We start from the raw sequence: 20,043 nt of genomic DNA on the forward strand, positions 1-20,043 counted from the left end.
GATCCGCTCGCCGGGCCGTTGCGGAGCTGACTGGCCGGACCGACTGGCCGGGCCGGCTCGTCGGGCCGGCTCAGACGACCGACGAGGCCAGGCGGCAGATGTTGTCCAGGAGCGCCATCGGCAGCGGCCGCGCGTTCCACTCCTCGAGGGTCAGCTCGCGGCTCTGCGCGCGGTACTCGTCCTCGACGACGCGCATCTTCTCCATGAAGTCGGTCCCGCCGATCATCAGAGAGCTCTCCATGTCCAGCAGGAACGAGCGGATGTCCATGTTGGAGGAGCCGATCACCGTCACCGAGTCGTCGACGGTGACGTGCTTGGCGTGCAGGATCGTCGGCGACCGGTAGAGCCAGATCCGCACCCCCGCCTCCAGCAGCGCCGCGTAGTAGGAGCGCTGCGCGTGGAAGACGAGGAACTGGTCCCCGATCTCGGAGACGAACAGCTCGACCTCGACGCCGCGCCGGGCGGCCGTCTGCAGCGCTGCGAGCATCGACTCGTCGGGCACGAAGTACGGGCTGACCGCGACGATCCGCTCCTGCGCCGAGTAGAACAGCTGGTTGAACAGCAGCAGGTTGTTCTCGAACACGAACCCGGGGCCCGAGGGCACCATCTGGCACTCGTAGGTGCCGGAGGTGTCCGGCGAGGGCCGCACCAGGTCCTCCTCGGTGAGCTGCTCGCCGGCCTCGTAGAACCAGTCGATCGCGAACAGCAGGTTCATCTCCGCGACGATCGGGCCGCGCAGCCGCGCCATCGTCTCCTGCCAGTGCAGACCGCGACGGATGTTCGATCCCTTGTCGTAGTGCGAGGCGATCATGTTCTGGCTGCCCATCCACCCGACGACGCCGTCGATCACCAGGAGCTTGCGATGGTTGCGCAGGTCGGGACGCTGGAAGGCGCCGTCGCTGAACGGCTTGAACGGCATCATCGGATAGTGCTCGATGCCGTGGGAGTCGAGGAGGCGGCGCATCGCCCGATACTGCGCGCGATGGCTGACGGAGCCCCAGTGGTCGTAGAGCACCCGCACCGTCACGCCGCGGTCGGCGGCCTCGCCGAGGGCGGCGAAGAAGTCGGCGGTCGTCTCATCGAGGCCCATCGTGTAGAAGAGGACGTGCACGTCGATCTTCGCAGCGCGGACGTCCGCGGCCATGCCCGCGATCGAGGCCTCGTAGTCGATCTCGAGGTCGGCGGAGTTGTTGCCCGTCAGCGGGAACGCCCCGAGCTCGCGGTTCAGCCGCACCGCGGACTGGAGCCAGCTGGGGCTGTCCTCGTCGAGGTCGCTGTCGGGGATGCGCATCGCGCGCTCCTTCATGACCTCGTTGATCGCCTCCTGCTTGAGCCGCCGCTTCCGGGGCAGGCGCGCGTTGCCGAGCATGAGGTACAGCGGGAACCCGACGATCGGGAGCACCATGATCGCCATCAGCCAGGCGAGCGCCGATCCGGGCCGACGGTTCCGCGGCACGATGATCACGCCGATGATCCGCAGCAGCACGTCGATCCCGAGATAGACGTACGTGCCGACGACCGAGTAGTCGAGGAAGGACTGCCAGATTCCCACCGGGGCACCTCCGGAGAGCGGGGACGACGGGGACGCGGGGATGCGAGAACGGCAGGTCCCCGGAGGGACCTGCCGTTCAGCATAGGGGCGGGAGGACCGCCGACAGGCGCGGCGCCCCGCGTCCGGTCAGTCGTTCCCGCGGAAGATCGCGATGATGCGCAGGATCTCGATGTACAGCCACACGAGGGTGACCGCGAGGCCGAAGGCGCAGCGCCACGCGTACACGCGCGGTGCGCCCGACTCCGCCGCCCGCTGCACGTCCTCGAAGTCCATCACCAGCGAGTAGGACGCCATGACGACCGCGAGGCCGCCGATGACGAGACCGATGACGCCGTCGCGCAGGCTCTGCCCGGTGAAGAGCAGGTAGCCGATGTTGAAGAGTCCGAAGATCAGGTACGCGATCATCGCGACCATGAAGATCTTCGTGAGCACGGGCGAGGTGCGCAGGATGCCCGCGCGGAACAGCACGAGCACGGTGCCGGCGACGGCGAGGGTGCCGACGACCGCCTGCAGCGCGATACCCGGGTAGATGACCTCCATCGAGCCGGAGATGCCGCCCAGCAGGAGGCCCTCGAAGAGCGCGTAGGCCAGCACGAGGACCGGCGACGGCGTCTTCTTGAAGATGTTGATCATCGAGGTGATCAGGCCGCCGATGAGGCCGATGATCGTGGCGCCGCCGGCGATCACGAGACCGATCGCCAGGCCGTCGTCGCCGGCGACCGCGCCGAGCAGCTTCGGCGTCACGGCGACGACGAAGCCGACCACGAGGATCAGGCCGAGGGTGGCGGTGATGGCGTTGAGCGCGTCGCGCATCGTCATCCGGCCGGTGTCATGGCCGGATGCCGCGGGACGGGCGTACATCGCCTCGAGGTTCGCGGTGGACTGCGCCTGGTCGAAGCCGCCGGACCATGCGGTCTGCTGCGAGGACGAGGCCTGGTTCTGCTGGCCGAAGGGGGCCTGCTGCGGGAAGGACTGGCCGAACTGCGGGGCGCTGTGCTGCGCGCTCCCGTTCTGGACGACCTTGTCGTTGCCGAAGACGACGTTGTGGCGTGCCATGGGGCTCCTCACGAGGGGGATGCGTGCCGATCGGTCCAGTCTACCGACGTTCCCTCGGATAGGGCTGGGCGAAGTGCGCCGATCCGTCCGCTTCGCCCAGAGCTCAGAACCGGGCCCGCTCGTCGGCTGCGGCTGTCGGCCCCGCTCGTCGGCCCGCCGGCCCGCCATCGCCCGCTCGTCGGCGCCCGAGCACCGTCAGCCGGCCGCGGCGAGCGCCTGATCGAGATCGGCGATCAGGTCGCCGAGGTCCTCGATGCCGACCGCGAGGCGCAGCAGGTCCTCGGAGATGCCGGCCTCCGTGCGCTCGGCGGGGGTCATCGCCTCCTGGGTCATCGAGGCGGGACGGCAGATGAGGGTCTCGACGCCGCCGAGGCTCACCGCGTAGACCGGCAGCCGCAGCGCCTTCAGAAACGCGGTGCGGTCGAGGTGCGGGGCGAGCTCGAAGGAGAGCACGGCGCCCGGGCCGTCGGCCTGCTCAGCCTGGACGCGGGCCTCCTCCTCGTCGGCCCACCCGGGCACCAGCACGCGGGCGACCGACGGATCCTCGCGCAGGTGCTCGGCGATCGCGATCGCATTGTCCTGCTGACGCTCGAGCCGCAGTGGCAGGGTCTTGATCGACTGGATCAGACGGTAGGCGTCGATGGGTGCGAGGACCCCGCCCTCGATCGTCTGCGCGAGCGCGTACGCCTCGGCGAGCGCGGCATCGGAGGTGGTCAGAGCCCCCGCCAGGAGGTCGGAGTGGCCGGCCAGGTACTTGGTCGCTGACTGCACGACGGCGTCGGCCCCGAGCGCGAGCGGACGCTGCAGCACCGGCGAGAGGAAGGTGTTGTCGACGACGACCCGGGCGTCGTGACGATGGGCGAGGTCCGCCGCGCGGCGCAGGTCGGTGACCCGCAGCGTCGGGTTCGACGGCGTCTCGAGATAGAGCATCCGCGTGGCGGGCCCGAAGTCGGCGTCGCCGAGGGCCCCGATGTCGGCGACGAAGCGGCCGACGACGCCGCGCGGCGCGAGCACCTCGCGCACATACCGGTAGGTGCCGCCGTAGACGCTCGCCGGGAGGATCACCTCGTCACCGGGCCGTAGCGTCGAGAACGCGGCCGCGATCGCCGCCATCCCGGTCGCGAAGGCGAAAGCGTGCTCGGCGCCGTCGAGCGCGGCGAGCACCTGTTCGAGCTGCGCGCGGGTCGGGTTCGCGGCCCGCTGGTAGTGGAAGACCGACTCCTCGGTGTCGATGTCGTGCGCGAAGGTCGAGGCCAGGTGCAGGGGCGGGACCACGGCGCCATGGTCGTCGGCCGACGACGGAGCGGCCCCGGGAGCGCCCGGCGCCGGATCGTGCGCGCGCAGGGCATGGATCGCTGTCGTCCGGATGTGCACCGGGTCCTCCTCGGGGCGCGGGATCGCGCCATCACGGGCGCCAAGGCGGGCGCCGCCGCGGGCGTCCGCGGATGGGCACCCTTCCCAGGGTAGGCACCGATCGGGGCCGACGGGTCCCGCGTGTCCGCCGGTGAACCGCGGGCCCCGTCGGCCCGTCGGCCCGGCGGATCGGCGGTCCGGCGGTTGGGCGGTCAGGCGGCCCAGCGGCCCGGCGGCACCTCGGCCCGGCGACCGGGCGGTCGGGCGGCTCGGCGGCGATCAGGCGGGGCGCGCTCCGAAGATCGCCGAGCCGACGCGGACGATCGTCGCCCCCTCCTCCACGGCGATCTCGAGATCCCCGCTCATGCCCATCGACAGCTCGCGGACGCCCTCGAGACCGGGGCGCTCGCGCAGCTGCTCGGCGAGCTCGCGCAGGCTCCGCAGGGATGCCCGGACCGCGGCCTCATCGCTCGTGTTCGCGCCGATCGTCATGAGGCCGACGGGCGTGAGGCGCTCGCTCGCGGCGAGGCGCTCCAGGATCGGCACGAGCGCCTCGAGCGTCGGGGCGTACCCGCCCTTGGACTCCTCGCCCGACGTGTTGACCTGGACGAGGACCTCTCGTCGGACGTCCGCGAGCTCGGCCCGACGCTCCAGCGCCGCGGCGATGTCATCGCGGTCGACGCTGTGGATCGTCTCCGCGAAGGCGATGACGTCGCGTGCCTTGTTGGTCTGCAGGCGCCCGATGAAGTGGCGCTCCACGCCCTTCTCCTCGAGCAGCGCGAGCAGGTCCGCGTCGTACTTCGCGATCTCCTGCGCCCGGTTCTCGCCGACGACGACGTCCCGACCGCTCCCCTGCACCAGCTCGACGGCCGCAGCGATCTCCGCCGCGGTCCGCGTCTTCGTCGCCAGCAGCAGCCGGATCCCCTGCGGGTCGCGACCGGCACGGCCGGCGGCGGCATCGAGACGCGCCAGCACATCCGCCGTCCGCGCAGCCAGGTCGGCGGAGGGGCCGGAGGCGGGACCGGCGAGGTCACCAGCGGAGTCAACGGTGGCGGAAGCAACGTCAGCGGAAGCAACGTCAGCGGAAGCAACGTCGGGGGAAGCAACGTCAGCGGAAGCAACGTCGGGGGAAGCAACGTCGGGGTCGGAGGAGAGAGGGGAGGTCATGCATCCATTGTCGCCCAGGCCCGTCCAGCGTGCCGCTCAGGCTCTCACCGACTCGCTGACCACCGGAATCGGCCTCGCGGCGACTCCCGGCCCCCGACTGTCCACCAGCAGTAGCTGAAGCGCTCCATTTCCGACAGGAAACGGCCACTGCCCTCGGAAGAAGCGACCGTCCCGCCCTCGCCGAGGCGCTCAACGCCGCGAGTGTCCACAAGCAGTAGCTGAAGCGCTCCAATTCCGACAGGAAACGGCCACTGCCCTGACGATGCAGGCGCCCCACCGACGCCCACCGCACCGCGCTTTGCCAGCCCGCCTCGCGAGCCCGCCGGCCGCGCCAGCCTCGCCTTGCCTCGCAAGCCAGCCCGCCGCGCAAGCCAGCCCGTCGCATCAAGCCGAGCCGAGTCGCGCAGCGCCATGCCGCGCTGGTGCCCCCAGCGGGGTTCGAACCCGCACTGTGCCGCTTTTAAGGCGGCCGCCTCTGCCGATTGGGCTATGGGGGCGGGGGCCAGCCTATGCTGGGATGCATCATGACCGCTGAGATCCGGTCCCTCGCGGACTCCCTGCGACGGTTCGGCGATGACCGCCTCGAGGCGCTGCTGATCGCCCGACCGGATCTCGCCTCGCCCGTCCCCCAGGGGATCGCACCGCTGGCCGCGCGGGCGGCCGGCGCGACCTCCGCGCGTCGGGCGCTGGATGCGCTGACGCTGCCCGAACTGCATCTCGTCGAGGCGCTCGCCGTGCTCGAAGACGGCGCCGCGCTCGGATCTCCCCGGACCAGCGCGTCCACCGCCGCGCACCGCGACTCCCCTGCTGCCTCCCCCCGCACTGCACCCAGCACCTCACCCCGCACTGCACCCAGCTCCTCCCCCAGCGCCTCGCGCACGGCCTCCCCCACGGCCCCCACGCCATCCCCCGCCGCCCCATCCGAGGCGGGCACCTCCCCGGCGGCGCTCGCGGCAGCGGTCTCGTCGGACCCGGCGACGATCTCCATCGAGCTCGAGCGCCTGGAGACGCTCGCCCTGGTGTGGGGCGAGGATGCCCTTCACCTGGTGCGTCCGCTGCGCGAGGGATTGCGCGCCCCGGCGGGCCTGTCCCCGGTGCACCGCACGGACCCGGGTCCTGCGGAGGCCGCCGCGATCGTCGACCGTGCCCGGTCCGATGAGCGGCTGGCGCCGGTCCTCGACGCGCTCGCATGGGGTCCGAGCGAGGTCACGGGCGAGGGGGAGCTCGCGCGGGCTCTGCGCCGCACGGGGATCGTGCGGGCCGACGACGACGGCGTCCTCCGCATTCCGCGCAGCGTCCATCTGGTCCTGCGCGATGGCCGGGTGCGGCGGGTGCACATCGCTCGTCGGCCGCTCCCGGAGGGACCGGAGCTGCATGAGCGCTTCCCCGGGTCGCGCACCGCGCAGGCGGTCGAACGGGCCTTCGAGGTGCTGCGGATCCTCCGCACGGTGCGCGGGTTCGACGAGGATCCGCCGGGCGTGCTGCGCCGCGGCGGTCTGCCGCAGCGGGACCTGAAGCGGCTGGCCGAGCGGTCGGGCGTCGAGGTCGTGGCGATGGCGACGGTCCTGCAGACCGCGTGGCAGGCCGGGCTGATCGGGCACGACGGCCAGGAGTGGCGTCCGACGCGCGACTGGGATGCGCATCGGGGTCTGCCGGCCGAGGAGCGCTGGGCGGAGATCGCGCTCGCGTGGGCTCGCGGGCATCACCTCGCGGCGGTCGTCGGCACCCCGGATCCGACGGGCACGACCCGTTCGCTGCTCTCGGACCTGACGCGTCGGGACGGCGTGCGCACGCGGCGCGGGAGCCTGCTGGGAGCGCTGCTGACCTCCCCGGGTATCGCCGCGACGCCGGAGTCGCTGAACGCCTCGCTCGCGTGGGCGTTCCCGCTGGTCCCGCAGGCGATCATCGTCGAGGAGACGGCGGCGCTGCTGGCCGAGGGCGAGGTGCTCGGCCTGATCGACGACGGCGCGCTGACCGTCCTCGGCCAGGAGCTGGTCCATGCTCTCGACCTGGGGGTGGTGGAGGCCGACGAGCGGCTCGCCGCGGCGCTGCGCGAGACCGCTCCCCCGCCGGTCGACGAGGTGCTGCTGGACGCGGACCTGACGGTCGTGATCCCCGGACGTCCCTCCGAACGCCTGCTGACGCTGCTGGACTGGGGCGAGGTCGTCTCCCGCGGCGGCGCGATCACCCTGCGGCTGAGCTCGGCGACGCTGCGTCGGGCGATCGCCGCCGGGCGCGATCCGGAGGAGCTGCGCGAGCTGCTCACCGCGTCCTCACGCACCCCGCTGCCGCAGGCGCTCGACTACCTCATCCAGGACGAGCGGCGCCGCCACGGACGCGTGCACGTGTCGCGGACGTCCACCGTGCTGACCGCGGAACCCGAGGTGCTGGACCTGCTGCAGGCCTCTTCGGAGGCCGCCGTGCTGACGCTGCACCGGATCGCGCCGACGGTCGCAGTGACCTCCTCCGATGCGGGCTTCGCCCTCCAGGTCGCCCGACGGGCTGGGCTGTCCCCCGTCGCCGTCGGCCCGGACGGCCGCTCCGGCGGCCCGGAGCTGGCCCATGCGCTCGTCGGAGGACCGATCGACATGGATCTCGTGACGGTCGACGGCCCCGATCTGCGCCTGCCCGCCGGGGAGGCGGTCGCGCGGATCCGCGCCGCCGACGACGGCGAGACGGAGCTGACGGTGACGGACCGTCTGCTGGAGGCGATCGGGCAGGGCGCAGAGATCGAGCTGGGGATCGTCGACGGCCGCGGCGGCGTCGAGGTCCGCCGCGCGGTGCCGCTGTCGCTCGAGGGCGGTCGCCTGCGGGCCCGGGCGACGACTGCGACGGCGACCGCGGAGGCCGACGCCGAGTTCACGGTGCTCGTCCACCGCGTGACCCTCGGTTAGCGTCCGGATCCTGGTCAGGGCCGAAGGACGCCGCGACCGCCTCCTCGACGCACCGCACCGTCGAGAACATCCTGGTCACGAGTGGCGTCGGCGCGCCGATCCCGGCCCGAGCGGCCATCCCACGACTCGGGAGGACACGCCATGGGGACTCCTCCCCATGGCGATCCAGGGTTCTCTCATGTTTAGTATTTGCCACGGCGCGGAGCGAGCATCATGCCCGTCCGCTGTTGCATTCGATAACAGGGAGGAGACTCCCGCTCACCCCAGGGGGCCACACCCATGTCCAACCAGAACTTCGCGGGCGCGCCCGTCAGCAAGACCAAGTGGATCGTCCAGCTCGTCGTCGCCCTCCTCTGCGGCGGCAACATCATCACGGTGATCCTCGCGATCCTCGGCCTGGTCAAGGCCGACACCGACCTCGAGACCGCCAACAAGTACTACAAGTGGGGCTGGATCATCTACGTGATCTGGCTGGTCGTGATCATCGGCCTCTACGCGATCCTCCTCCTGACCGGCGCATTCACCGCGTCGGTCAGCACCTACTGAGCGCTCTCGGCTCCTGAGCCGACGCGCGACCCGACGGGTCGGCTCGGACCGACGACCGCCAGCAGCAGAACGGACCCCGCACCGGAAGGTGCGGGGTCCGTTCTGCTGCTGGCCGCATCGGGCCCGGCGGAGCCGAGACCAGCGGCGATGTGCCCAGCGTCGTCGTGCCCAGCGGCGTCGTGCCCGGCGGAGCCGGAACCGACGGCGGCCGCCGCGCAGGATCGCTCCCGCACGGCGGCCGCAGATCTCAGCAGATCGGAAGAACAGCCGAGGCGTTCAACCGATCAGCCGATCAGCAGATCAGTCCTGCTTCGTCTCGCGACGGTCCTCGGACCACTCCACATGGAAGGTGCCCTCGGTGTCGACGCGCTTGTAGGTGTGGGCGCCGAAGAAGTCGCGCTGGGCCTGGACCAGGGCGGCGGACAGGCGGTCCGAGCGCACCGAGTCGTAGTAGGACAGCGTCGAGGCGAACACCGGGACGGGGTAGCCGGCGGCGGCGGCGAAGGCCACCACGCGACGCCACGCCGGGACGCACTTGGCGATCTCGGCGGTGAAGTACTCGTCCGACAGCAGCAGGGGCAGCTCGGCGTTGCGCTCGTAGGCCTCGGTGATGCGGTTGAGGAACTTGGCGCGGATGATGCAGCCTCCGCGCCAGATGCGGGCCATCGAGCCCAGGTCGATCTCCCAGCCGTACTCCTTGGCACCGGCGGCGATCTCGTCGAAGCCCTGCGAGTAGGAGACCAGCTTGGCGGCGTAGAGCGCCTTCTGCAGGTCGTCCACGAACTGGGCGGGATCGGCGATCTCCAGGTCCTGCGCCTCGGCGGGGAGGACCGCACGGCCGGCCTCGCGCTGCGGGGTCGAGCCGGAGACGGAGCGGGCGAAGGTGGCCTCGGCGATGCCGGTGACCGGGACGCCGAGGTCCAGGGCCGTCTGCACGGTCCAGGCGCCGGTGCCCTTCTGGGCGGCCTGGTCGAGGATGACGTCCACGAACGGCTTGCCGGTGGTGGCGTCGACGTGGTGGAGCACCTCGGCGGTGATCTCGATGAGGAAGGACTCGAGGTCGCCCTTGTTCCACTCGGCGAAGACGTCGCCGATCTCGGAGGCGCTCTTGCCGAGGGCCTTCGACATGAGGTCGTAGGCCTCGGAGATGACCTGCATGTCGGCGTACTCGATGCCGTTGTGGACCATCTTCACGAAGTGGCCGGCACCGTCGGCGCCGACGTGCGTGCAGCAGGGGGTGCCGTCGACGTGCGCCGAGATCTTCTCGAACATCGGGCCGAGGCGGTCGTAGGACTCCTTGGTGCCGCCGGGCATGATCGACGGGCCGTTGAGCGCGCCCTCCTCGCCGCCGGACACGCCGGCGCCGACGAAGTGCAGGCCCTTCTCGCGCAGCGCGGCCTCGCGGCGGCGGGTGTCGGAGAACAGGGCGTTGCCGGCGTCGACGATGATGTCGCCCGGCTCCATGAGGGCGGAGAGCTCGTCGATGACGGCGTCGGTCGGCTTGCCGGCCTTGACCATGATGATCGCGACGCGCGGCTTCTGCAGCGAGGCCACGAAGTCGGCGGAGGACTCGGAGGGGAAGAACTCGCCCTCGGTGCCGTAGGAGTCGACGACCTTCTCGGTCTTGGCGACGCTGCGGTTGTGGATGGCGACCTTGAAGCCGTTGCGGGCCAGGTTGCGGGCCAGGTTGGAGCCCATCACCGCCATGCCGGTGACGCCGATGTCTGCGACATCGGCGGGGGACGGAGCGAAGCTTGCCATGGGATCTCCTCAAGTCGGGCGACAGTCGATCCGGGGCCGACGCGGCGACCGCTTCATCGACCGCTCACGCGCAACATGCCCCGGGGCATCGCCGTCCATTCTAGGGACGTCGCGGCACCGCCGTCGCGCCGTGCCACGCCTTGTCACCGGGACGGTCACCGTTCGGCCACCTCCGGGGTCCCGGCTGGACGACCTCCCCGGCCGTCGGATATTCCCGCGCGCACGCGTCGTCGACGCCGCGATGGCGCCTCCCACCTGCTCCCACCTGCCGGTCGTCGTCCCGCGCGAGATCCGCCGACGACCTCGGCTCGGCCCGCGCCGTCCGACGACGAAGTCTTCTGCACCACACGCGACCGACGGCGGATCCTGCGCCCCGCGATCCTCGACGTGAGTCGGTGGGGCGCAGGCCCGCGGGCCAGTAGTGTCATGGCGCACCCGAGCACCAGGAGCACCGCTGATGTCCGAGAACCAGTACCCGTCCCCGCAGCCCGACCCGTCGTCCGGCGCGCAGGCCAGCCCGTCCTACGGCCAGTCGTCCGGCGCGCAGCCTGACCCGTCCTACGGCGCACAGCCCGGCCAGGGCTGGACCGCGCTGCCGCCCACCGATCCGTCGGCCGCCGGGCAGGCTTCCGGCGGCGATCCGTATGCCGGACAGCCCTCGGCCGGACAGCCATCGGCCGGGCAGCCCTACGGGGGCCAGCCCTCTGCAAGCCAGCCCCACGCGGGCCAGGCCGCGGGTGCGGCGCCGGTCGTCGGCCCGAAGCCCGGGACCGATCTCGCCGCCGATCTCGGTGCCGCCCTCTCCTTCGCCGGCCGGGCGCTGCTGCGCAACCCGGTGACGTACCTGGTCGTGGGCGCGATCTACTTCGTCGTCATCATGGTCATCTCCGCCGGCGCGGTCGCCGCGGGAGTCGGATACATGCTGTCGCAGGCCGATGCCCTGACCGGGGATGAGCCTCCGATCGGCATGCTGCTCGTCATGTATGCGATCGTCTTCGGGATCGTCCTGCTGGCGGTCCCGGTCTCGCTGCTGTGGGAGTCGGGCTCTGGCCGCGCCGCCGAGATCGTGCTCGAGGGCGGTCGGCCGAGCATCGGCCAGGCCATGGTCGGTCCCGGCCGCATCATCCTCACCGCGCTGCTGGTCGGGCTGATCACGGGAGTCGGCACGCTCCTGCTGTACATCCCCGGCCTGATCGCCTCCGTGCTGATGTTCTACGCGATCCCCGCCGCGGCGCGCGGCGCCTCGCCCGTCGCCGCGGTCAAGGAGAGCTTCGCGCTGGCCCGCGCGAACCTCGGCACCACGATCGTCGCCTGGCTCATCCTCAACGTGATCTCCTCGGTCGCCGGCGGCCTGATCATCGGCATCGTCGTCGCACTGCCGTTCATCATCCTGTTCCAGCTGGGCATGTACGAGCGCATTAGCGGCCGCGCCCTCCCCGAGCCCGCGATGGCCTGAGGCTCCCGCCCCGACCCGTCGGGCGCCGACCCGCGGGGCTCGACCGTCGGACCCCGGCCCTCCGCGGCTCGCCCGTCGGCCCTGTGACAGCTCGCCCGTCGGCGCTCCGCAGCTCGCCCGTCGGCCCTGTGACAGCGCGCCCGTCCGCCTCCCGGCGGGCGGGCGCGCGGCGTAGCCTGGACGGATGACCGACGGCCCCCTGATCGTCCAGAGCGACAAGTCCCTGCTGCTGGAGGTCGCCCACCCCCGCGCGCATGCCGCCCGTGCGGCGATCGCCCCCTTCGCCGAGCTCGAGCGCGCCCCTGAGCACGTCCACACCTACCGGATCACCGATCTGGGGCTGTGGAACGCCCGCGCCGCCGGCTACGACGCCGAGTCCGTCGTCGCCGCGCTCGTGGACAGCTCCCGCTACACGGTCCCCCATTCGCTGCTGATCGACGTCGCCGACACGATGGACCGCTACGGCCGTCTGCAGCTGCTCTCGGATCCCCGCCACGGCCTGGTGCTCCATGCGCTGGACCGGGCGGTCCTCGAGGAGGTCCGACGGGCCCGCCGCATCCAGGGCATGCTCGGCGCCGAGATCGACGAGGCGACCGTCGTCGTCCATCCCTCCGAGCGCGGCGCCCTCAAGCAGGCGCTGCTGAAGCTCGGCTGGCCCGCCGAGGACCTCGCCGGCTATGTCGACGGCGAGGCCCATGCGATCGCCCTCGCCGAGGACGGCTGGCAGCTGCGCCCGTACCAGCAGGAGGCCGTCGACGGGTTCCGCCACGGCGGCAGCGGCGTCGTCGTCCTGCCCTGCGGCGCCGGGAAGACGCTCGTCGGCGCGGGCGCGATGGCCGCGATGCAGCGCACGACGCTCATCCTCGTCACCTCCACGGTCTCCGCCCGCCAGTGGAAGGCGGAGCTGCTGCGCCGCACCACGCTCACCGAGGACGAGATCGGCGAGTACTCGGGCACCTCCAAGGAGGTCCGGCCCGTCACGATCGCGACCTATCAGGTGCTCACGACGAAACGGAAGGGCGTGCACCCGCATCTGGAGCTGATGAGCGCCCGCGACTGGGGCCTGATCGTCTACGACGAGGTGCATCTGCTGCCCGCCCCGGTGTTCCGCATGACGGCGGATCTGCAGGCCCGGCGCCGGCTCGGGCTGACGGCGACGCTCGTGCGCGAGGACGGCCGCGAGGGCGAGGTCTTCTCGCTGATCGGTCCCAAGCGCTACGACGCGCCGTGGAAGGACATCGAGGCGCAGGGGTACATCGCCCCGGCGGAGTGCACCGAGGTGCGGGTGGCGATGCCCGCCGAGGACCGCATGGCCTATGCGATGGCGGAGGCCGAGGATCGTCCGCGGCTGGGGGCCGCGCATCCTGCCAAGATGGCGGTCGTCGAGCGCCTCGCGGCGCGCCATCCGGGCGAGCCGCTGCTCGTCATCGGCCAGTACATCGACCAGCTGGAGGAGATCGCCGCGCATCTCGGCTGCGACCTGATCACCGGGCAGACCCCGGTCAAGCGCCGTCAGGAGCTCTTCGACGCCTTCCGGGCCGGCGAGATCGACCGCCTGGTCGTCTCGAAGGTCGCGAACTTCTCGATCGACCTGCCGGAGGCGTCGGTCGCGATCCAGGTCTCCGGGGCGTTCGGCTCGCGCCAGGAGGAGGCCCAGCGCCTCGGCCGCCTGCTCCGTCCCAAGGCCGACGGCCGCACCGCCCACTTCTACACGGTGGTCATGCGGGACACGCAGGACCAGGACTTCGCCGCCCATCGCCAGCGCTTCCTCGCCGAGCAGGGCTACGCCTACTCGATCGTCGACGCGGAGGACCTCGAGGCCAGCGGCGCCCGCTGAGACGGCTCGCCGGGTCCCGGCCCGCCTGCCCGCGACGTGTTCGCCCTGCACCCTGTCTGGGAGCCCCCTGGATGGCTAGAGTGGCGGCAGCGGCGACGGCGGCCCAGCATCCGCGGCGCGCCCACGCCGACCCGACCTCTGCACGAGGAGCGATCATGACCACCGGATCCGATCAGACGGGCAGCAGCACCCCGGCGAGCGGCGGCGCCCCGGCCGTCGGCACGGCAGGCGGCGCCGACGCGGCGGGCGGCACGGACCGCCCCGTCGTCCGCGCTCCGCAGTCCGACGCCGCGCCGACGGCCCCCGCCGCGCGCCCCGCCACCGCACCCGACCCCGCGAGGACCGCGACGACGGAGCAGCCCGGGACGACTGAGAAGCCTGAGAAGACCGAGAAGACCGCGTCGAAGCCCGCGACGCCGATCGTCGGCGAGGCCGACGCCCGGGGCGGCGGCAGGACCGCTGCGCTGTGGATCTCGCTGCTCCTCGGCGCGATCGTGCTGGTGCTGCTGCTGATCTTCATCATCCAGAACAACGTGACCACGTCGTTCCAGTACCTCGGCACGCAGTTCGACCTCCCGCTCGGCGTGGCGATGCTGCTCGCGGCGATCGCCGGCGCGCTCGTGATGGGCCTCGTCGGGTCCGTCCGGATCATCCAGCTGAGCTGGTCGCTCCGGAAGCTGCGCAAGGCGCAGGAGAAGGTGCTCAAGGCCTCACGCTGAGCCCTCACCAGCATCATCGCGCGATCCTGGGACCCCCTCCCCCGCGCATCCAGCAGACATCCAGCCGATTCCCAAGCACTCGAAGGACGGTGTCCCCATGAACACCACGGATCAGGAGTACGAGGCACGCCTGCTCGTCGTCGACGACGAGCCCAACATCCGCGACCTGCTCGCGACCTCGCTGCGCTTCGCAGGATTCGAGGTGTTCACCGCATCGACCGGCAACGAGGCGATCCGCGAGGCCACCGAGCACAAGCCCGACCTGATGGTCCTCGACGTGATGCTCCCGGACATGGACGGCTTCACCGTCACCCGGCGCCTGCGCGACCGCGGGGAGCAGTCGCCGATCCTCTTCCTCACCGCGAAGGACGAGACGCAGGACAAGGTCGCCGGGCTCACCGTCGGCGGCGACGACTACGTCACCAAGCCCTTCAGCCTCGAGGAGGTCGTCGCCCGCATCCGCGCCGTGCTGCGCCGCACCCACGGCGGGGCGGATCCGGCCGTGGAGAGCGCGCTGGTCGTCGGCGATCTCAGCCTCGACGAGGACTCCCACGAGGTCTACCGCGGGGACGTCACGATCGACCTCTCCCCCACCGAGTTCAAGCTCCTGCGCTACCTCATGCTCAATGCGGGCCGCGTGGTCTCCAAGACGCAGATCCTCGATCACGTGTGGGACTACGACTGGTCGGGCGAGGTCGGCATCGTCGAGTCCTACATCTCGTACCTGCGCCGCAAGATCGACGTCGTCGGCGAGCCGATGATCCACACCAAGCGAGGCATCGGCTACGTCCTGCGCGCGGCCGACGCCCGCTGACCCCGCCCCGGAACGAGGCGCCTCCGCGTGGCCACGCCGTCCCTACGCGCCCAGCGTCCGGTGTCCCTGTGGACGCGGATCGTCGCGCTGATCTCCCTGCTGCTGGTCGCGGGGACGCTGATCACGGGCAGCCTCTCGCTGTTCCTGCTCAACCGCACCCTCATCCAGTCCGTCGACTCGAACCTGGCGTCCGCGCGCAACGACATGCTGAAGATGGCGCAGAAGGAGCTCGACGCCGGCGACGAGTCCTCGAGCGACGGGATCTACACGCCCGTCGAGTACGCGGTGCTGATCCGCAATGAGGACGGCGACGCGGTCCTGACGTACATCTCGCGGTATGACGACACCTCCATCGAGATCCCCTTCCCGCAGCTGACCGACGAGCAGATCTACGCGCTCGGCGGGAAGCCGTTCACCGTCGTCGACTCGCAGGAGAACCGCTGGCGGGTGACGGCCGCGGTCAACACGAGCCCGATCGGCGGCAGCGTCTACGTCGCGCTCCCGCTGGACGGCGTGGACCGCACCATGCACGAGATGGCCCTGATCATCGTGCTGGTGGGGACGCTCGTGGTGCTCGTGGGGATGGGCCTCGGCGGCTACATGGCCCACCGCTCCCTCGAGCCGCTGCAGGACGTCGAGGCGACGGCCTCGCAGATCGCCGGCGGCGACCTCTCCCGCCGCGTCCCCGTCACCGAGACCAGCCTCGAGGTGAACGCGCTGGCGATCTCCCTGAACGAGATGCTGGTGCGCATCGAGCAGGCCTTCGCCGCCCAGTCGGACTCCGAGGAGCATGCGACGCGCTCCGAGGCGCGGATGCGGCGCTTCGTCGGCGACGCCTCGCATGAGCTGCGCACGCCCCTCGCGGCGATCCGCGGCTTCGGCGAGCTGTACCGGATGGGCGCCCTGCGCACCGACGACGACGTCGCCCAGGCGATGCGGCGCATCGAGGACGAGGCCCGCCGCATGGGCTCCCTCGTCGAGAACCTCCTGCGCCTCGCCCGCCTGGATGAGAACCCCGCCCTGGATCTGGCTCCCGTGGACCTCTCCGACGCGCTCTTCGACGCCGCCCAGGACCTGCGGGCCCTGGACCCCTCACGGCAGGTGATGGTCGTGTCCCTCGCGGGCGTCCCGCTGCCGGTCGCGCCCCATCAGGCGGTCGGCGTGCTCGGCGACGAGGCCTCCCTGCGCCAGGTGATCCTCAACCTCGTCGGCAACGCGAACCGGCACACCCCCAAGGGCTCCCCGGTCGAGCTCGCCGTGGGCTCCGCCGGTCCCGGACGGATGCGGATCGAGGTGCGCGACCACGGCGACGGGATCCCCGAGGACCATCGCGAGAAGGTGTTCGAGCGCTTCTACCGCACCGACGAGTCGCGCGTCCGCTCGGCCGCGCAGGGCGGCGGCGCGGGCCTCGGCCTCTCGATCGCCGCGACCATCGTCCAGCAGCATCGCGGGAGCGTCGGCGTCACCGAGACGCCCGGCGGCGGCGCCACCTTCTGGGTGGAGCTGCAGGCCGCGGAGGTCGACGAGGAGCATCTGGCCGTCCCCGACCAGAGGCATGCCCTGATCGACCCGCAGCGGCTCGACGGCCCCGGCTCCCCGGTTCCGCCCGGCACGCCGGTCTCCCCCGGGTCGCCGACCGAGCGCTGAGCGCCGATCGAGCGCTAGGCGCCCGGGACCACCAGCAGCTGGCCGACGAACCCCTCCGGGCGCCCGGCCGCCCGCGCGAGGCGGTGCAGGTGCGCGGCCCAGCGCGCGGCGTCGGCCCGGCCCTCGTCGTCGTGCGCCTCGACGCGCGGCTCCGCCTGGGCGCCGTCGCAGGTCATCCGGAAGGAGCCGACGGGCACGGCCTCGGCCGGCGGCAGCGGGTCGGCGTGTCCGAGGGTGCCCCAGAGGAAGTCCCGCGGGCGCAGGAGGCCGCCTCCGATCGGCGCATCCGACGGTGCGGGATCCGACGGCAGGACATCCGGCGGCAGGGCGTCCGACGACGGGGACTCCGACGACGGGGCGTCGTCCGCCCCGATCGCTCGCAGGTCCCGGGCGGTGCGCTCCGCGCGCGCGGCCGGCCGGTCCCGCAGCGGGATGCGCAGACCGGAGCGGAGGAGGATCCGGGTCAGCTCCCTGTCGCCGACGAACACGACGCCCGCGGCCTCGAGATCGGCGCGGGAGGACAGCGGCCAGTCATAATGGTCGAGGTCGTAGGCGCGCCCGGGGAGCCCGGCTCGGGCCGCCGCGTCGTGGAGCTCCTCGAGCGAGGCGTCGGAGATCATGTGCCCCCACACGGTGCCGTGGCGGGGCCAGCGGGGCGTATCCGCGTAGACGGTCATCGGTCGTCCTCCTGCATCGTCGGCAGAGTCGTCATCGGCGCGCTCCCCATCGGCCCGGCGGCGTCGACGCGGTCGTCGTGGGTGCGCTCGTCGTGGGTGCGCTCGTCGTGGGTGCGCTCGTCGGGCGGGCGCTCGTCGGCCGGGCGGAGCCGCCGAGCCGGCGCAGAACCGCCTCGAGCAGGCCGCGGCGCCCGGTGCGGCGCCAGAGCGCCGCGAGCACGAGCGTCGCGAGCCAGATCCCGGCGACGATCGCGGTGGCGCCCGCGCTGCCGAGACGGGCCCCGAGGTCCAGGGCGTACGGCGGCATCAGCAGGGCGAGGGCGAGGGACTGGGCGATGTAGGCGCTCAGCGCGGTCGCCCCCAGCGCCTCGAGGGCGCCCAGGGCGCGCGCCGACGCGGCGCGGCCCGAGCTCGCGGCGCGGTCGGCGAGCAGGGAGCAGGCGGCGGCGATGCCGATCGCCCCGATCAGGCCGCTGAGCTGGTGGATCATCCCCAGCACCCCGAGCACGGCCTCCGAGGAGACGGTCTGCAGATGCGGGTCCAGCAGGAGCACGCCGGTCAGCGGCAGGGCGCCGACCAGGCCGATGCCCAAGCCCCAGCGGGCGCGCCCGACGAGCTCCGTCCGCCAGCGGCCGACGTCCTCCAGCAGGCCGGTGCGGGCGAGGATCGCGCCGATGGCCATGGGGGCGAGCAGGCCGAGGTCGGTGATCGGGGCGAGGGCGAGGTCCTCGAGCGCGGACGGGGCGCGCATCGCGACGGCCTCCGCCCAGGTCGCGGTCTGCGCGGAGGCGTAGCCGGTGCCGCCGCCGAGGCCGATCGTGCCGTCGGTCCATCCCCACAGCGCCAGCGAGGGCAGCCCGAGCGCCGCGCCGACCAGGAGCACCCAGGTGCGCCGCGTGACGAGCACGGCGCAGAGCATCCCGATGACCGCATAGGCGACGAGGATGTCGCCCTGGAACAGCAGGATCGCGTGGGCGAGGCCGATCGCGGCCAGCACGGCGAGGCGGCGGAGCATCCGCAGCAGGAAGCGTCGGGCGCTCTCCCCGGCGGCCGCCGAGCGGCGGTGCATGACGCCGAGGCCGAAGCCGAACAGCATCGCGAACAGCGGGAAGCCGCGGTTGTCGGCGAGGAGCGCGACGAGCACGTCGACCGCGCGATCCCACCCGCCGGCGTCGGCCTGCTTCAGCAGCACGGTCCAGCGCTCCCCGTGCAGCCAGCCGACGGTGTTCGCCGCGCCGATGCCGAGCAGGGCGATGCCCCGCGCGAGATCCGGTCCGCCGGCCCGCAGCGTCAGCGGCACCGACCCGAGGGTCGGTGCCCGGCGCGGACCGTCGAGGATCATCGGCGCGCCGCGGGAGTGCCCTGGTGGTGGCGCAGCTGCCAGCGGTCGCCGTCGCGCAGCCACAGCGAGCTGCGTAGCACGGTCCCCTGCGGGCCCGTCGTCTCGTAGCAGAGCAGGACCACGCCGGGCGCGACCTCCTCGGCCACGAAGCCGGCGGCGGAGGAGCCGTCGACGGGTGCGACGGCCTCGAGGATCTCCTCGAGATCGAAGGTGCGCCCGCTCTCGCCGATCTCGCAGACGTCGGGGTGCAGGAGCGCCGCGACGCTCGGCGGGTCGGCGCGGACGGCGTCGGAGAGGAGCGCGCGCTCATGGGCGACGACCTGCTCCTCGACGGTGCCGCGGGTGCCCGCGGGCCCGGTCGGGACGACGAAGGTGGAGCAGGCGTCGGCGGCGGGCTCGGGCGGGGTCTCCTCCTCGAACAGGCTGAAGAGGTCGTCCTCCGGCAGAGCCGTGACGACGGGCTCCGCGGCGGCCGCGCGCGCGGCCGCGCCGCCGCGGGAGGCCGACGACGGGGAGCTCGCCGACGACGCCGACATTGCCGACGACGACGATGCCGCGGCCGGGGACGCCGGGGAGGAGGCGGAGCGGCCCGGCGCCGGCAGCGGCGAGGGCGGGGACTGCAGCAGGAACTCCCCGTCGCCGAGCTCGAGCGCCCCGTCGTCGGCCGCCGGAGCCGCAGGAGCCGCCGGAGAGATCGTCGCCGCCTGAGCAGCCGGAGCTGCTGGCGCGGCCGCCCGATACCCGGGCCCGACCTGCGGGTCCTGGCCCTTGGAGAAGGCGGTCGCCGCACCGTTCGCGCGACGATCGGCGGCCTCGTTCATGGCATGGCCGGAGTGCCCCTTGACCCACTCGAACTCGACGCTGCGACCGACGAGGGCGGCGTCGATCGCCTTGAGGAGCTCGACGTTCATGACGGGCTTGCCGTCGGCCTTGCGCCATCCCTTGCGCTTCCACCCGGGCATCCACTTCGTCACCGAGTTGATGACGTACTGGCTGTCGCACAGCACCTTCAGATGCTCGTCGGCGTCGACGGCGGTCGCCTCGAGCAGGTCGAGGACGGCCTTCAGCTCCCCCATGTTGTTGGTGCCGTGGGGCCAGCCGCCCGCGCGCCAGGTGTCGTCGTCGATGTACCAGGCCCAGCCGGCGGGTCCGGGGTTGCCGAGGGCGGAGCCGTCGGCCGCAGCGGTGATGGTCATGGGGGCAATCGTTCCACAACGGGCCG

Annotated in this window: 15 protein-coding genes and 1 tRNA gene; 7 read left to right on the top strand and 9 right to left on the bottom strand. The window is 72.4% G+C overall.

Annotated elements, in window-relative coordinates:
• Positions 1 to 70: 70 nt before the first annotated feature.
• The 5 genes from cls to ACXET9_RS02555 all read right to left on the bottom strand — a co-directional run bounded on the left by cls (position 71) and on the right by ACXET9_RS02555 (position 5,625).
• Entirely contained in the window at positions 71 to 1,552 is a 1,482-nt protein-coding gene (cls, locus tag ACXET9_RS02535) for a cardiolipin synthase (RefSeq protein ID WP_457884560.1), read from the bottom strand.
• A gap of 126 nt (positions 1,553 to 1,678) precedes the next feature.
• Positions 1,679 to 2,608, bottom strand: a complete 930-nt coding sequence (locus tag ACXET9_RS02540) for a Bax inhibitor-1/YccA family protein (RefSeq protein WP_457884561.1) — start codon at positions 2,606 to 2,608, stop codon at positions 1,679 to 1,681.
• 195 nt (positions 2,609 to 2,803) lie between these two features.
• Positions 2,804 to 3,982, bottom strand: a complete 1,179-nt coding sequence (locus tag ACXET9_RS02545) for a trans-sulfuration enzyme family protein (protein ID WP_457884563.1) — start codon at positions 3,980 to 3,982, stop codon at positions 2,804 to 2,806.
• Positions 3,983 to 4,240: 258 nt separating this feature from the next.
• The gene (locus ACXET9_RS02550) at positions 4,241 to 5,128 is read right to left on the bottom strand and encodes a YggS family pyridoxal phosphate-dependent enzyme (RefSeq protein WP_457884565.1); all 888 of its coding nucleotides are present in this window, start codon (positions 5,126 to 5,128) and stop codon (positions 4,241 to 4,243) included.
• Between the two features lie 420 nt (positions 5,129 to 5,548).
• Positions 5,549 to 5,625, bottom strand: a tRNA-Leu gene (locus ACXET9_RS02555).
• A 27-nt stretch (positions 5,626 to 5,652) separates the two neighbouring features.
• On the opposite strand from ACXET9_RS02555, the gene ACXET9_RS02560 reads away from it, so the two are divergent.
• Entirely contained in the window at positions 5,653 to 8,022 is a 2,370-nt protein-coding gene (locus ACXET9_RS02560; RefSeq protein ID WP_457884566.1) for a helicase-associated domain-containing protein, read from the top strand.
• Between the two features lie 279 nt (positions 8,023 to 8,301).
• Positions 8,302 to 8,568 (top strand): hypothetical protein, encoded by a 267-nt coding sequence (locus ACXET9_RS02565; RefSeq protein ID WP_457884567.1) that lies wholly within the window; start codon positions 8,302 to 8,304, stop codon positions 8,566 to 8,568.
• A gap of 300 nt (positions 8,569 to 8,868) precedes the next feature.
• On the opposite strand, the gene gndA is transcribed toward ACXET9_RS02565, so the two are convergent.
• Positions 8,869 to 10,329 carry an NADP-dependent phosphogluconate dehydrogenase gene (gene gndA, locus ACXET9_RS02570; protein WP_457884568.1) on the bottom strand — a complete coding sequence of 487 codons (1,461 nt, stop codon included), beginning with the start codon at positions 10,327 to 10,329 and terminating at the stop codon, positions 8,869 to 8,871.
• A 457-nt stretch (positions 10,330 to 10,786) separates the two neighbouring features.
• Here gndA and ACXET9_RS02575 point away from each other — a divergent pair, with 457 nt between their 5' ends.
• From ACXET9_RS02575 to ACXET9_RS02595, 5 genes are all read left to right on the top strand, one after another.
• A complete protein-coding gene (locus tag ACXET9_RS02575; RefSeq protein ID WP_457884570.1) occupies positions 10,787 to 11,785 on the top strand; it encodes a hypothetical protein in 999 nt (332 codons plus the stop codon).
• A 184-nt stretch (positions 11,786 to 11,969) separates the two neighbouring features.
• Positions 11,970 to 13,622, top strand: a complete 1,653-nt coding sequence (locus ACXET9_RS02580; RefSeq protein WP_457884572.1) for a DNA repair helicase XPB — start codon at positions 11,970 to 11,972, stop codon at positions 13,620 to 13,622.
• A gap of 155 nt (positions 13,623 to 13,777) precedes the next feature.
• Positions 13,778 to 14,341, top strand: a complete 564-nt coding sequence (locus ACXET9_RS02585; RefSeq protein ID WP_457884574.1) for a LapA family protein — start codon at positions 13,778 to 13,780, stop codon at positions 14,339 to 14,341.
• A gap of 97 nt (positions 14,342 to 14,438) precedes the next feature.
• On the top strand, positions 14,439 to 15,155 hold the full coding sequence (locus tag ACXET9_RS02590; protein ID WP_457884576.1) for a response regulator transcription factor: 717 nt from the start codon (positions 14,439 to 14,441) through the stop codon (positions 15,153 to 15,155).
• Between the two features lie 27 nt (positions 15,156 to 15,182).
• Positions 15,183 to 16,802, top strand: coding sequence for a HAMP domain-containing sensor histidine kinase (locus ACXET9_RS02595; RefSeq protein ID WP_457884578.1), 1,620 nt, complete (start codon positions 15,183 to 15,185; stop codon positions 16,800 to 16,802).
• 14 nt (positions 16,803 to 16,816) lie between these two features.
• Here the strand turns inward: ACXET9_RS02595 and ACXET9_RS02600 are convergent, their stop codons facing one another.
• The 3 genes from ACXET9_RS02600 to ACXET9_RS02610 are packed head-to-tail and all read right to left on the bottom strand — an operon-like array spanning position 16,817 to position 20,017.
• The gene (locus ACXET9_RS02600) at positions 16,817 to 17,479 is read right to left on the bottom strand and encodes a DUF4031 domain-containing protein (RefSeq protein WP_457884579.1); all 663 of its coding nucleotides are present in this window, start codon (positions 17,477 to 17,479) and stop codon (positions 16,817 to 16,819) included.
• 31 nt (positions 17,480 to 17,510) lie between these two features.
• Positions 17,511 to 18,821: a DUF418 domain-containing protein gene (locus tag ACXET9_RS02605; RefSeq protein ID WP_457884581.1), complete on the bottom strand. Its 1,311-nt coding sequence runs from the start codon at positions 18,819 to 18,821 to the stop codon at positions 17,511 to 17,513.
• On the bottom strand, positions 18,818 to 20,017 hold the full coding sequence (locus tag ACXET9_RS02610; RefSeq protein WP_457884583.1) for an RNase H family protein: 1,200 nt from the start codon (positions 20,015 to 20,017) through the stop codon (positions 18,818 to 18,820). The genes ACXET9_RS02605 and ACXET9_RS02610 overlap by 4 nt, the downstream gene beginning before the upstream one ends.
• Between the last annotated feature and the right edge of the window lie 26 nt (positions 20,018 to 20,043).

The sequence above is a fragment of the Brachybacterium netajii (SeqCode) genome, from assembly GCF_054114245.1.

Coding starts and splice junctions, on each gene's coding strand:
- ACXET9_RS02550 (WP_457884565.1), bottom strand. CDS start 5,128: ATGACCTCCCCTCTCTCCTCCGACCCCGACGTTGCTTCCCCCGACGTT.
- ACXET9_RS02575 (WP_457884570.1), top strand. CDS start 10,787: ATGTCCGAGAACCAGTACCCGTCCCCGCAGCCCGACCCGTCGTCCGGC.
- ACXET9_RS02610 (WP_457884583.1), bottom strand. CDS start 20,017: ATGACCATCACCGCTGCGGCCGACGGCTCCGCCCTCGGCAACCCCGGA.
- ACXET9_RS02605 (WP_457884581.1), bottom strand. CDS start 18,821: ATGATCCTCGACGGTCCGCGCCGGGCACCGACCCTCGGGTCGGTGCCG.
- ACXET9_RS02565 (WP_457884567.1), top strand. CDS start 8,302: ATGTCCAACCAGAACTTCGCGGGCGCGCCCGTCAGCAAGACCAAGTGG.
- ACXET9_RS02600 (WP_457884579.1), bottom strand. CDS start 17,479: ATGACCGTCTACGCGGATACGCCCCGCTGGCCCCGCCACGGCACCGTG.
- ACXET9_RS02590 (WP_457884576.1), top strand. CDS start 14,439: ATGAACACCACGGATCAGGAGTACGAGGCACGCCTGCTCGTCGTCGAC.
- ACXET9_RS02585 (WP_457884574.1), top strand. CDS start 13,778: ATGACCACCGGATCCGATCAGACGGGCAGCAGCACCCCGGCGAGCGGC.
- ACXET9_RS02560 (WP_457884566.1), top strand. CDS start 5,653: ATGACCGCTGAGATCCGGTCCCTCGCGGACTCCCTGCGACGGTTCGGC.
- ACXET9_RS02540 (WP_457884561.1), bottom strand. CDS start 2,608: ATGGCACGCCACAACGTCGTCTTCGGCAACGACAAGGTCGTCCAGAAC.
- ACXET9_RS02580 (WP_457884572.1), top strand. CDS start 11,970: ATGACCGACGGCCCCCTGATCGTCCAGAGCGACAAGTCCCTGCTGCTG.
- gndA (WP_457884568.1), bottom strand. CDS start 10,329: ATGGCAAGCTTCGCTCCGTCCCCCGCCGATGTCGCAGACATCGGCGTC.